Source organism: Micromonospora sp. WMMD558 (genome assembly GCF_049315255.1).
Lineage (GTDB): Bacteria > Actinomycetota > Actinomycetes > Mycobacteriales > Micromonosporaceae > Micromonospora.
The window spans coordinates 4,419,302-4,431,741 of record NZ_CP186061.1 but is presented as its reverse complement, the minus strand read 5'-3'; the positions used below and the strand labels follow the sequence as shown (position 1 = coordinate 4,431,741).

The window sequence follows — 12,440 nt, the reverse complement described above, 5'->3', positions numbered from 1 at the left end:
ATGAGTCTACAACACGCCGAGTAGTCTCAGCGGCGCGGTACGCCATCTTCTTCAAGGGTTCTCGCCATCCAGACCTCATTGGACAGTGCGATGAGACGTTCCGCCTCGGCCACGACCGCGTCGTCGTCGGCCCAGCCGTCCCCGTCCCGCCGGGCGCGGAGCAGCCGGACGAGCTGGTCGGCGGTGCGCGCGTACTCGATCTGCTGGTGCTCGTACTGCTGGGCCGCGCCGTACCCCACCACCGCCGTCGTCACCGTGGCGACGACGCCCACCCACGCGGCGAGGCCGAGCCCGTCCCCGAGCACGCCGACCACCGCGGAGAGCACCGCGCCGCCCGCGGTCAGGCCCGTCGTGACCACCCGGACCCGGCGGGCGGCGGCGCCCGTCCGGCGGGCCTCCGGCAGGTAGTACCGCTCGACCTGCCGGTCCACCCGCCGCAGCAGGTACGACGGGACGTCCGACACCTCCGGCAGGGGTCGGGACCGCGGTGCGACGTCGACCGTGTGCCCGACCAGGTCACCCGCCTCGTCCACGATCGCGTCCGCGCGGCTGAGCAGCACCGCGTCGCGGTCCGGCCCCCGGTACGGGGCGACCCCGGCGAGGTGGCGGTGCACCTCGGCCTTCAGCGACTCGGCGACCGACCGCAGCCGCGTCCAGACCTGCACCGGCTCACGGGCCGTCGACCGGGCGGCCAACGGAACGAGGCCGAACGCCGCGGCGGCGATGATGGCCAACGCCCGGCTCGCCGCCAGGTGCACGCCGCCGAGCTGCGCGGCGGCGGTGGCGGCCACGGCGGCGACCACGGTCAGGCCGGCGACCAGACGGCGGCCCCGGACGATGCGTCGCCGCGCCGCGTCCGCCGCCCGGGACCACACACCCTGCTGCTGCCAGACCGTGTCGAGCACGGCTGGTGGATCGACGGTCGACACTCCCCGAATGGTAGGGCACCCGGTCCGCTCCCCCGGCCGCGCGAGCACCTTGCGCTCTGGCTGCCGGCCACCGGCCGCACCGACGACGATCCGCCGCCGGCGACGTCACCGCTCCGACGCGTGCGGGCAGCAGACGGTCAGCGCGCCGGGCACCACGCGGACCTTGAGCTTCGTCACCGCACCCCGGGCACCGCCGTCCAGCTCGTACGTCCGGGGCGCGGCGAGCCTGACCCGCACCCGGCGGCCCCGGGTGATGCGCACGAACGGGGATTCCGCGGAGCGGCCGGCCGCCATCCGGCCGAGCGTCCGCGCCCAGTCGACCGCACCGTTCGCGGTCGACACCCCGATCTCCAGGGCGCCGTCGTCCGGGCGGGCGTCGTCGAACGCCGGGATGCCGCCGGTGATCGTGCCGACGTTGCCGAACAGCACGCAGCTCGCCTCGCCGTCGAACCACTCGGCGCCGTCGACCGTGATCCGGGTGGGTACCAGTTCGCCCCGTACGTGCCGCAGCCCGGTCCACAGGTAGGCGATCCGGCCGAGCTGGCCCTTGAGCTTCCGGTCGGCCTCCCGGATCAGGTCGCCGTCGAAGCCGGCGCCGGCCATCACCGCGAAGTGTTCGCCGTTGAGCTTCCCCAGGTCGAGGGCGCGACGCGGGCCGTGCAGACCGATCCGGACGGCCTCCGGCAGGTCCGCCGGGATGCCCAGGTTCGCGGCGAAGAGGTTCGCCGTGCCGGCGGGCAGGATCGCCATGGGCGTGCCGGTGCCGGCGAGGGTGTCGGCGCAGCGCTGCACCATCCCGTCACCGCCCCACACGAAGACCAGGTCGGCACCCTTCTTCAGCGCCTTGCGCACCTTCTTCGGGGCCTTGCGGCTCTTCGGCACCTCGTACCAGATCAGGTCGTCGACGCCCGCCGCAATCAGGTCGGCGCGCAGGGCGTCCAGGCCGCCCCCGAGGGTCTTCTTCCGGTGCGCGACGACCGCGACCGTGCCGACGCCGGTCCCGGTCGGCGTTGCGGCGCGCTCCGCCGTACTCATGCTCATGCCCGCCGGTGTTACCCAACCGGCGTGATTCCCATGCTGGCCACGGAGGCCGCCCGATCCGCTTCACGCCTCCTCCGGGGCACGCGGACCGTGGCCTTCGGGCTGCCGCGCGATCCATACCTGACCTCGACGGCTTCCCGTCGCGGCCAACTGTGCGACGGCCGCCGGCAACCACGGAAAAGGCGTTAATCTCCTGACCGCTTTCCGACAGGAATGACGACTGCGGCAAATGCGAGAGGACTGGTCACACCGCCGACGAAGGGGCTGCGGCGGTCGAGCATCCGACAACGTAACAGAATTCGCAATTGTCTGGGATCTACTCCCATTGCCCATCGCTCGACGAGACAAATTCCGCAACAACTCGCCGAGCATTGCCAACGGGAAGGGAACGACATTGCCCAGAAAAAGAGACGCACTGATCGTCGCGGGGCTCGCCCTGGCGCTCAGTGTGGCCGGCGTGGGTCCGGCTCAGGCCGCACCCACCCCCGACGCCGGCGCCACCACCACCTTCCGCCTGGCAGCCGTCGGCGGCATCACCGACAGTTGGATCGTCCTGCTCAAGGACGGCAACCGGGAGCCTGCGCGTCGTGCCGGTGAGCGGTTGGCGGCCCGGCACCACGGCAGTGTGAAGCACGTCCTCACGTCGCTGAACGGCTTCACGACGCGCATGTCGGCCGCCGACGCGCGGGCGCTCAGCAAGGACCCGGCGGTCGCGCTCGTCGAGCAGGACGCCAGGATCGCCGGTACGGACGTCCAGCCGAGCCCCACGTCGTGGGGGCTGGACCGCATCGACCAGCCACGGCTGCCGCTCAACAGCGCCTACACCTACCCGAACACCGGCGCGGGCGTGCACGCGTACGTCCTGGACAGCGGCATCCGCTCCACCCACAACGACTTCGGCGGCCGGGCCACCCGGGACGCGGACTTCGTCGGTGACGGGCAGAACGGCAACGACTGCCACGGGCACGGCACACACGTCGCCGGCACGGTCGGCGGCGCGGCGCACGGCGTGGCCAAGGGCGTCCGGATACACGCCGTCCGGGTGCTGAACTGCGCGAACAGCGGGCAGTGGTCGTGGTTCGTGTCCGGCGTCGACTGGGTCATCGCCAACGGGGCCCGGCCGGCGGTCATCAACGCCAGCCTCGGCGGCGGCGGCAACACCGCGGCCGACGCCGCCGTGAACCGGGCGGTCACCGCCGGCATCCCGGTCGTCGTCGCGGCCGGCAACGACAACGCCGACGCCTGCGGTTTCTCCCCCGCCCGGGTCCCGGCGGCGATCACCGTCGCGAACGCGACCTCGGCCGACGCCCGGTCCGGCACCTCGAACTTCGGCCGGTGCGTGGACCTGTTCGCGCCCGGGGCGGGCATCACCTCCGCCGGCATTGCCAGCGACACCGCCACCGCGGTGTTCTCCGGCACCTCCATGGCGTCGCCGCACGTGGCCGGCACGGCGGCGAAGATCCGCCAGCGCAGTCCGTCGAGCACGCCCGCGCAGATCGCCACGATGATCATCAACGAGTCCACCCCCGGCGTCATCACCGACGCCCGCCCGGAGACGCCGAACCGGATGCTGTTCTCCGGCAACGACGGCTTCGGCAGCAGCCACGGCGACTTCAACGGCGACGGCCGGGAGGACATCGCGACCTTCACCCGGGGTGGCGCCGGTGACGTCTACGTCGCCCTGTCGAATGGCTCCTCCTTCGTCGGCACGTCGGTGAAGTGGCACGACAACTTCGCCTTCGGCACCGAGTTGCCGCTCGTCGGGGACTTCAACGGCGACAACCGCGACGACATCGCCACCTTCACCCGCGGGGCCGCCGCCGACGTCTACGTCGCCCTCTCCAACGGCTCGTCGTTCGTCGGCACCGCCGTCAAGTGGCACGACTTCTTCGCCGTCGGCTCGGAGATCCCGGTCGTCGGGGACTTCAACGGCGACAACCGCGACGACATCGCCACCTTCACCCGCGGGGCCGCCGCCGACGTCTACGTCGCCCTCTCCAACGGCTCGTCGTTCGTGGGCACGAGCATCAAGTGGCACGACTTCTTCGCCGTCGGCTGGGAGATCCCCATGGTCGGCGACTTCAACGGCGACAACCGCGACGACATCGTCACCTTCACCCGCAGCGGCAGCGCCGACGCGTACGTGGCCCTGTCCAACGGCTCCTCGTTCGTGGGCACGAGCGTGAAGTGGCACGACTTCTTCGCCGTCGGCTCGGAGATCCCGACCGTCGGCGACTTCAACGGCGACAACCGCGACGACATCGCCACCTTCACCCGGGGCTCCACCGGCGACGTGTACGTGGCGCTGTCCAACGGCTCGTCCTTCGTGGGCACGAGCGTGAAGTGGCACGACTCGTTCGCCTACGGCAGCGAGGTGCCGGGTGCCGGTGACTACACCGGCGACGGCCGCGACGATCTGGTGGTCTTCACCCGGGGCTCGGCGGCGGACGCCTTCGTCGCCCGGTCCACCGGCTCGTCGTTCGTCGGCACCGGCGTGAAGTGGCACGACTTCTTCGCCGTCGGCACCGAGATCCCGATGCCCGGCGTGCTCTGGTAGCAGCAACGGCCGTGGGCTCCAGGCGCCGCCTGGAGCCCACCGCTCGCGCGGAGGCGGTGACCGGGCAGAGTCGACAGCGCCCGCCGGACGCTGGCAAGGTGGCGGCAGTGCGCCTGAAGCGGCCCGGCAGCGGGGAGGCCAGAGATTGATCGCTCGACCAGGGCCGAGGCGGGAAACAAGGTTCCAGAGCGACCGGTTCACGTCCTGGCGGCAGGTCCAGAGCGGCCTCTGGGTACCGCCCCCTGCCGTCGAGCAGCACGGTGACCAGGACGAGCCGTCCCTGCCGGCGGATGACCGTGGCGATCCAGCTGGTGCCCGTACCAGGTCGGAGAGGGACGCACTTCCGGGCCCCGCGCTCGTCCGAAGGCGACAGCGCGACGGTGGCCGCCAACGCACCATAGCGAAGCGACAGCTGGTCGCCCTGGCACTACTGCTGTTGGTGACTGCCACCGCGAGCGGTGTCGGCTACGGGAGAGTGGCCTACCGGTCCGCACCGATCCAGGAGAACAGTGGTAGTCCGACCTACGTCGCCGACGTCCCGGCAAAGATCGAGTCGCTCTCCTTCGACGTGGCCATTGGCGACACGATTACCACCACAACCATCACGTTGACCCTCGCCGACTGGTCGCCGGGTGAGCCGCTGACCCTCAGTTCACCTACCGGAGACAAGGTTGACGTCGTCAGGCTGAACGCGCGGGCGGACGACGGCAGGTCGATCGGTTCTGACGGCTGGCGACATGTCGGTACGCCCGGACTCGGCGAGCGGGACGAGTCATATCTCGTACTCGTCCCGCAGACGCTGCCGGCACCGTCCCAGGTCTCGGTCAGCCTCCGGAACGGCAGCCTGTCCCACTCCAGCCAGTACAGGTTTGTACGCACAGCGCGTATCGACGTCGCCGGCGAGCGCGGATCGGCGGCATCCGCTGGCGGCACCGTCTCCGTCCACACAGGCGCCTACAAGGTGGACCGCTTCGAGACGGACGGCGTAAGCCGGCCGGGCGAGTCCGAAGGTTCGATCACCAGGTACTCGCTGACCTCGTCTCGGGTGCCCGGCGCCAACGAGGACCGGCTTCCCGTACCCGCGGTGTCGATCGACCTCGTGGACGTAGAGCGGGAGCGTACGCGGGAGCCGGACCTGCTCGTCCTCGGCGCGGTCCTCGGTATGGCGGGAGCACTGGTCATCGAGATCCTGCTGACCACGGCCTACCTGAGCACGTCGAGAGCGTCAGCCGCGCGCGACTCGTAACGGCCGCCGGGGGGCCGTCCCGTCATCGCGCCGCGCACAGATCGCCTGCACCGATGCGGGCGATGGTGTCCCTCGGGCCGAGGCCCGTGGCGAAGCCCCTGACCGAGTGCTCCCCGACCGCGTCGGTTTCCACCCACCATTCGGGACCGAGGCTGGTCTCCGTCAGAACGAAGTTCCGGCCGTACAATTCGCGAGCCCTCGCCACGGTGTCGCCGAGGCGCAGTCCCTGGTCCGTCGACGCCTTCCCAACGTCCCAGGCGACAGGGGTGATCGGATCATCCGCCCGGGGACCGAAGAGGTAACCGGCCAGCCCGCGGTCGTTGAAGACGAGCACCACTCCGTCCCAGGCGAGGATCCTCGACGTCGCGGAGCTTTCGCAGACCATCTCGCGGACCTCCTCCGGACCCCAGCGCTCACGCAACCGCCCGCTGGCCTGTTCAATGGAGTCGCCGAACTCGGCGAGCGAGAATCCGTCATCGCTCAGCGTCAACCGATCCCGGTCGGCGGGCTCCTCGTCACCATGCAGCAGCGAACAGCCGGAACCGGTCAGGACCAGGAAGATCAGGAGGGCGGCGGCTGCGGCCCGCGTACGTCGTCGAGCACCAACCTCATTCATCGATGTGCCTCCTCGGCACGGCACGAGGATCCAGATATCTCAGTCTATGGACGGCGCGCGGCGGTGGCGGTCGCGCCGCTCGTACCAGCCGGTCCGGAGAGCGGATGGGCGGTGGCGCGCCGGTTCCGGCACCGCCACGTCCTGACGGCGACGCTGGCGCTCACCGGCGGCGTTCCCGTCCTGCTGGTCGTCGCCCCGAGCCGCGTCACGGCCGTGGTCGTCGTGGTCACCACCAGCGCGTCGTTCGCCGTCCTCAACGTCGCCGCGCTGTCGCTCCGGCAGCGGCTCGTACCCGACGGGCTGCTCGGCCGGGTCGTGGCCGCCTCCCGCACGCTCACCTACAGCTGCACGGCCCTCGGGGCCCTCGCCGGCGGCGTACTCGCCGCCCGGGCCGGCCTGGTCGCGCCGTTCCTGCTCAGCGGCGCCGTCGCCGTCGTGGCGACGGCCGGCTGGTGGGTGGCGTCCCGGCGGAGCACCGCGACCTGACGCCGGGGACGCCGCCATCGCGGCGTCCCCGCCGCCGGTCAGAGGGTACGGGCGAGGCGCTCGGCGAGGATCCGGGTGAACCGGGACGGGTCGGCCAGTTCCCCGCCCTCGGCGAGCAGCGCCATGCCGTACAGCAGCTCGGCGGTCTCGGTCAGCGACTCCTCGGTGCCGCCCTGCTCGCGGGCCTTGCGCAGGCCGCTCACCAGCGGATGGGCCGGGTTCAGCTCGAGGATCCGCTTGACCTGCGGCACCTCGTGGCCCATCGCCCGGTACATCTTCTCCAGCGTGGGCGTGAGGTCGTGGGCGTCGCCGACGACGCAGGCCGGGGAGGTGGTCAGCCGGGACGACAGGCGGACCTCCTTGACCTGGTCGGCGAGGGCGCCGCTCAGCCAGGTGAGCAGGTCGGCGTACTCGGTGCGCTGCCGCTCCCGCTCGGCCTCGGCCTCCTTCTTCTCCTCCTCGGTGTCCAGGTCGACCTGGCCCTTGGCGATCGAGCGCAGCGTCTTCCCGTCGTACTCGCCGACCCGCTCCACCCACACCTCGTCGACCGGGTCGGTGAGCAGCAGCACCTCGTAGCCCTTGGCGCGGAACGCCTCCATGTGCGGCGAATTCTCGATGGTGGCGCGGTTCTCGCCGGTGGCGTAGTAGATGTCGGTCTGGCCGTCCTTCATCCGGCCGACGTAGCCGGCGAGGTCGGTCGGCTCGGCGGCGTCGTGGGTCGAGGCGACCGACAGGATCTCCAGGAGGGTGTCCCGGTTCTCCGTGTCGTCGATCAGGCCCTCCTTGACCGCGGCGCCGAACTCGGCCCAGAAGGTGCGGTACTTCTCCGGCTGGTCGGCCTTGAGGTCCTTGACCGTGGCGAGGACCTTCTTCACCAGGCGACGACGGACGACCTGGATCTGCCGGTCCTGCTGGAGGATCTCCCGGGAGATGTTCAGCGACAGGTCGTGCGCGTCGACCACGCCCTTGACGAAGCGCAGGTACCCCGGCATCAGCGCCTCGCAGTCGTCCATGATGAAGACGCGCTTGACGTAGAGCTGTACGCCGCGTCGGCCCTGCGGGGCGAACAGGTCGAGCGGGGCGTGCGAGGGCAGAAAGAGCAGCGCCTCGTACTCGAAGGTCCCCTCACCCCGCATGTGCACGATCTCGAGCGGGTCGGCCCAGTCGTGGCTGACGTGCTTGTAGAACTCGTGGTACTCGGCCGGCTCGACCTCGTCGCGGGGCCGCGCCCACAGCGCCTTCATCGAGTTGAGGGTGGCCACCTCGGTGGTGGGCTCGCCGCCGTCCGCGCCGGGCCGCTCGACGGCCATCCGGATGGGGTGGGCGATGAAGTCGGAGTACCGCTTGACGATCTGCCGGATGGTCCACTCGGCGGTGTAGTCGTGCAGGTTGTCGTCGGTGTCGGCCGGCTTGAGGTGCAGGGTGACGGCGGTGCCCTGCGGCGCGTCCTCGACCGGGGCGATCGTGTACGTGCCCTCGCCGGTCGACTCCCAGCGGGTGCCGCCGGTCTCCCCCGCCCGGCGGGTGACCAGCTCGACCCGGTCGGCGACCATGAACGCGGCGTAGAAGCCGACGCCGAACTGGCCGATCAGCTCCTGCGAGGCGCCGGCGTCGGTCGACTCGCGCAGCTTGCGCAGCAGCTCGGCGGTGCCCGACTTGGCGATCGTGCCGATCACCTGGACGACCTCGTCCCGGGACATGCCGACGCCGTTGTCCCGCACCGTCAGGGTGCGCGCCGCCTTGTCGACCTCGATGGCGATGTGCAGGTCGGACGTGTCGACCTGGAGATCCTTGTCGACCAGCGACGCGAGGCGCAGCTTGTCCAGCGCGTCCGACGCGTTCGAGATCAGCTCCCGCAGGAAGACGTCCTTGTTCGAGTAGATCGAGTGGACCATCAGCTGGAGCAGCTGACGGGCCTCGGCCTGGAACTCCAACGTCTCGGTGCTCACACCGTGTCCTTTCGTCCGCGCAGCCGGTGCCGGGGCGCGCCGGCCCGGGCCGGCGCGTTCCGAAGGGGTTCGCCGAAAGGATACGAGCACCTCACGGAGGGCGACCCGACACCCGTGCCCTCACACCGCCAGGGCGGCCCGGACCGCGGCGCTCGCGCCGGCGCCGGCGTCGCCGGCCGACGTCACCCGACCGGATTCCAGCACGTGGTAGCGGTCGGCCACCCGCAGCGCGAAGCCCAGGTGCTGCTCGACGAGCAGCACACTGATGCCGGCCTGCCGAGTGAGCCCGACGATCCGGTCCTGGATCTCGGTCACCACGGACGGCTGGATGCCCTCGGTCGGCTCGTCGAGCATCAGCAGCCGGGGCCGGGTGATCAGGGCCCGGGCCAGGGCGAGCTGCTGCCGCTGCCCGCCGGAGAGCAGGCCGGCGCGTCGCCGCAGCAGCGGCCGCAACGCGGGGAAGAGGTCCAGCACGTCGGCGGTGGCTGCCGCGCCGTCGCGCCGCCCGTCGGCCACCAGTCGCAGGTTCTCCCCCGCCGTCAGGTGCGGGAAGCACTGCTGCCCCTGCGGCACGTACGCCAGCCCGCGCGCCACCCGCCGGTGCGGGGCGAGCCGGGTGACGTCCTCGCCGTCCAGCTCGACTGTGCCGGCGTGCGGACGCAGCAGCCCGGCGGCCACCCGCAGCAGGGTGCTCTTGCCGGCCCCGTTGTGACCGAGCACGGCGACCACGCCGTCGGTGGGCACCGCCAGGTCGACGCCGTGCAGCACCCGGCTGTGGCCGTACCCGGCGGACACCCCGCACAGTGCCAGCATCACGCCTCACCTCCGCTCGAACCGCTGTCGACCGGGTGGCCGAGGTAGACCTCCTGCACCCGGGGGTCGGCCTGCACCTGCGCCACGGTGCCCTCGCTGAGCACCCGGCCGGCGTGCAGCACGGTGACCGTCCGGGCGAAGCGGCGCAGGAAGTCCATGTCGTGCTCGATTACCACCACCGTGCGGTCGCGGCTCACCGTCTCCAGCAGAGCGCCGGTGGCGTCGCGCTCCTCGTGGCTCATCCCGGCGACCGGTTCGTCCAGGAGCAGCAACTTCGCGTCCTGCATCAGCAGCATCCCGATCTCCAGCCACTGCTTCTGGCCGTGGGCGAGGGTGCCGGCGAGCCGGTCGGCGTGCCCGGCCAACCCGACGGTGTCCAGCGCCGCGGCCACCTCGTCCGGCACCCCGCGCCGCCGCCGGGCCAGCGTCGCCCAGCTCCGCCGCGCTCCGGCCGCGATGTCGAGGTTCTGCAGGACGGACAGCTCCTCGAAGACCGACGCGGTCTGGAAGGTCCGACCCACCCCGAGGCGGCTGATCCGGTGCACCGGCCGGCCCAGCAGCTCGTGTACACCGAAGCGCACCGAGCCGGTGGCCCGAGCCAGCCCGGTGACCGCGTCGACCAGGGTGGTCTTGCCGGCCCCGTTGGGACCGATGAGGAACCGGATGTCCCCGGGCGATACCTCCAGGCTCACCCCGTCGACGGCGGTGAAACCGTCGAAGCTGACCCGCAGGTCGCGGATCACCAGCCCGTCCGGCCCGCTCACGCCGCCGCCTCCGTCCGGCGCCGGCGCAGCCGGGTCAGCGGCCCGCCGCCGGTGCCGCGCCGGCGGCTGCACAGCGCCGCCAGGCCACCCGGAAGGAACGCCACGACCAGCACGAACAGGCCGCCCTGCAGGTACGTCCAGGTGCCCGGGAACCGCTCGGACAGGGCGGTCCGCGCCCACGCCACCGCGACTGCGCCGAGCACCGGGCCGAGCAGGGTGGCCCGACCGCCGACGGCGACGCCGATGACGAACTCGATGGACGGGACGATCCCGATCAGCGCCGGCGAGATGATGCCGACCGCCGGGACGAACAGCGCCCCGGCCAGGCCGGCCATGCCGGCGGCGGTCACGTAGGCGACCAGCTTGACGGTGGCCGGGTCGTAGCCGAGGAAACGGACCCGCTCCTCGCCGTCGCGGACCGCGACCAGCAGTTCGCCGTAGCGGCTCTGGATCAGCTGGCGGGCCAGCCACAGCAGCGCCAGCAGGGCGGCGGCGATGAGGAAGTAGACCGTCCGCTGGTTGACCGGGTCGTCCAGGTCGTAGCCGAAGAAGCCCTGGATGTCGGTGAGCCCGTTGGTGCCTCCGGTGGTGCCCTGCTGGCCGATCAGCAGGATCACCATGGCGGCGGCCAGCGCCTGGCTGAGGATGGCGAAGTACGCGCCGCGTACCCGCCGCCGGAACACCAGCGACCCGAGCCCGAAGGCGACCGCCATCGGCAGCAGCACCGTCGCCGGCAGGGCGAACCACGGGCTGGCGAACGGACGCCACCACAGCGGCAGCTCGTCGAGTTGCCCGTACAGCTGCATGAAGTCGGGCATCTGGCCCGGACCCGCGTCGGCGAGCTTGAGGTGCATGGCCATCGCGTAGCCGCCGAGTCCGAAGAAGACGCCCTGGCCGAGGGTGAGCAGGCCGCCGCGGCCCCAGGCGATGCCGATGCCGATCGCCACCATGGCCAGGCACAGGTACTTGGCCAGCAGCGACAGCCGGAAGTCGGACAGCGCCAGCGGCGCGGCGGCGAACAGCAGGACGGCGCCGAGCGCGAACCCGACGGCGGTCCGCAGCCGGCCGGCGCGGCGGCCGCGGCCGGGGCGTGGGCCGGCGGCCGGGGCGGCGTCGACGGCGGTGGTGGCGGGCGGTCCGGCGAGGGCGGTCATGCCAGGCTCCTGGTACGCAGGGTGAACAGGCCCTGGGGGCGCCACTGGAGGAACGCGACGATGGCGATGAACACCATCACCTTGGCGACGCTCAGGGTGGTGAGGTACTCGCCGGTGGCCTGGAGGACGCCGAGCGCGAACGCCACGATCACGCTGCCCTTGAGCTGGCCGATCCCGCCGACCACGACGACCAGGAAGGCGTCGATGATGAGGTTGGTGCCCATGGTGGGCCCGATCGGGCCGAGCAGGGTGAGCGCGACGCCGGCGACACCGGCCAGGCCGGAGCCGACGAAGAAGGTGATCCGGTCCACCCGGGCGGTGGGGATGCCGGAGACGGCGGCGAGGTCGCGGTTCTGCACGACGGCGCGGATCCGCCGGCCAAGCGGGGTGAGTCGCAGCGCCAGGGTCAGCGCCGCCACGGCGGCCAGCGCCAGGACGAGGATGAACACGCGGTTGTTCGCGACGGTCACCCCGCCGGGCAGCGCGACGTTGCCGGTGAGCGGCTCCGGTGCGCGGGTCTGTACGTTGGGGCTGCCGAAGACGTCCCGGGCAAGTTGCTGGAGGATCAGCGACACGCCCCACGTGACCAGCAGGGTGTCCAGCGGGCGGGCGTAGAGGCGGCGGATCAGCAGCGCCTCCAGCAGCACGCCCATCGCGCCGGCCACCACGAACGCGACCGGCAGCGCGACCAGCAACGACCAACCGGCGCCGGTGATGATCTGCTGCAGGACGTAGGTGGTGTAGGCGCCGGCCATGATGAACTCGCCGTGGGCCATGTTGATCACATTCATCTGGCCGAAGGTCAGCGCGAGGCCGAGCGCGATGAGCAGCAGCACCGCGCCGATGCTGATGCCGGTGAAGAGTTGGCCGAAGAGGACTGTCACG

11 protein-coding genes are annotated in these 12,440 nt (G+C 71.7%); 3 read left to right on the top strand and 8 right to left on the bottom strand.

Going from position 1 to position 12,440, the window contains the following annotated elements:
* Nucleotides 1-26: 26 nt before the first annotated feature.
* Together ACN26Y_RS21115 and ACN26Y_RS21110 are read right to left on the bottom strand one after the other, a co-directional pair.
* Entirely contained in the window at nucleotides 27-929 is a 903-nt protein-coding gene (locus ACN26Y_RS21115) for a DUF4231 domain-containing protein (protein ID WP_155331955.1), read from the bottom strand.
* A gap of 105 nt (nucleotides 930-1,034) precedes the next feature.
* The gene (locus ACN26Y_RS21110) at nucleotides 1,035-1,970 is read right to left on the bottom strand and encodes a diacylglycerol/lipid kinase family protein (RefSeq protein WP_422733345.1); all 936 of its coding nucleotides are present in this window, start codon (nucleotides 1,968-1,970) and stop codon (nucleotides 1,035-1,037) included.
* 394 nt (nucleotides 1,971-2,364) lie between these two features.
* Between ACN26Y_RS21110 and ACN26Y_RS21105 the strand changes: the two genes are divergently transcribed.
* Both ACN26Y_RS21105 and ACN26Y_RS21100 read left to right on the top strand, forming a co-directional pair.
* On the top strand, nucleotides 2,365-4,527 hold the full coding sequence (locus ACN26Y_RS21105) for a S8 family serine peptidase (protein ID WP_422733344.1): 2,163 nt from the start codon (nucleotides 2,365-2,367) through the stop codon (nucleotides 4,525-4,527).
* Nucleotides 4,528-4,966: 439 nt separating this feature from the next.
* Nucleotides 4,967-5,773: a hypothetical protein gene (locus ACN26Y_RS21100; protein WP_422733343.1), complete on the top strand. Its 807-nt coding sequence runs from the start codon at nucleotides 4,967-4,969 to the stop codon at nucleotides 5,771-5,773.
* Between the two features lie 22 nt (nucleotides 5,774-5,795).
* On the opposite strand, the gene ACN26Y_RS21095 is transcribed toward ACN26Y_RS21100, so the two are convergent.
* Nucleotides 5,796-6,389 carry a hypothetical protein gene (locus ACN26Y_RS21095; RefSeq protein WP_422733342.1) on the bottom strand — a complete coding sequence of 198 codons (594 nt, stop codon included), beginning with the start codon at nucleotides 6,387-6,389 and terminating at the stop codon, nucleotides 5,796-5,798.
* A gap of 111 nt (nucleotides 6,390-6,500) precedes the next feature.
* Between ACN26Y_RS21095 and ACN26Y_RS21090 the strand changes: the two genes are divergently transcribed.
* Nucleotides 6,501-6,875 carry a hypothetical protein gene (locus ACN26Y_RS21090; protein WP_422733341.1) on the top strand — a complete coding sequence of 125 codons (375 nt, stop codon included), beginning with the start codon at nucleotides 6,501-6,503 and terminating at the stop codon, nucleotides 6,873-6,875.
* 38 nt (nucleotides 6,876-6,913) lie between these two features.
* Here the strand turns inward: ACN26Y_RS21090 and htpG are convergent, their stop codons facing one another.
* The 5 genes from htpG to urtB all read right to left on the bottom strand — a co-directional run bounded on the left by htpG (nucleotide 6,914) and on the right by urtB (nucleotide 12,439).
* Nucleotides 6,914-8,824, bottom strand: coding sequence for a molecular chaperone HtpG (htpG, locus tag ACN26Y_RS21085; protein WP_422733340.1), 1,911 nt, complete (start codon nucleotides 8,822-8,824; stop codon nucleotides 6,914-6,916).
* 120 nt (nucleotides 8,825-8,944) lie between these two features.
* Nucleotides 8,945-9,637, bottom strand: coding sequence for an urea ABC transporter ATP-binding subunit UrtE (urtE, locus tag ACN26Y_RS21080; protein WP_422733339.1), 693 nt, complete (start codon nucleotides 9,635-9,637; stop codon nucleotides 8,945-8,947).
* Complete coding sequence (gene urtD, locus ACN26Y_RS21075; protein ID WP_422733338.1) at nucleotides 9,637-10,401, bottom strand: urea ABC transporter ATP-binding protein UrtD; 765 nt, start codon at nucleotides 10,399-10,401, stop codon at nucleotides 9,637-9,639. The genes urtE and urtD overlap by 1 nt, the downstream gene beginning before the upstream one ends.
* Nucleotides 10,398-11,555 carry an urea ABC transporter permease subunit UrtC gene (gene urtC / locus ACN26Y_RS21070; protein ID WP_422733337.1) on the bottom strand — a complete coding sequence of 386 codons (1,158 nt, stop codon included), beginning with the start codon at nucleotides 11,553-11,555 and terminating at the stop codon, nucleotides 10,398-10,400. Before urtC ends, urtD begins: the two co-directional genes overlap by 4 nt.
* Nucleotides 11,552-12,439, bottom strand: a complete 888-nt coding sequence (gene urtB, locus ACN26Y_RS21065) for an urea ABC transporter permease subunit UrtB (RefSeq protein WP_155331947.1) — start codon at nucleotides 12,437-12,439, stop codon at nucleotides 11,552-11,554. The genes urtC and urtB overlap by 4 nt, the downstream gene beginning before the upstream one ends.
* Nucleotide 12,440: the final 1 nt, after the last annotated feature.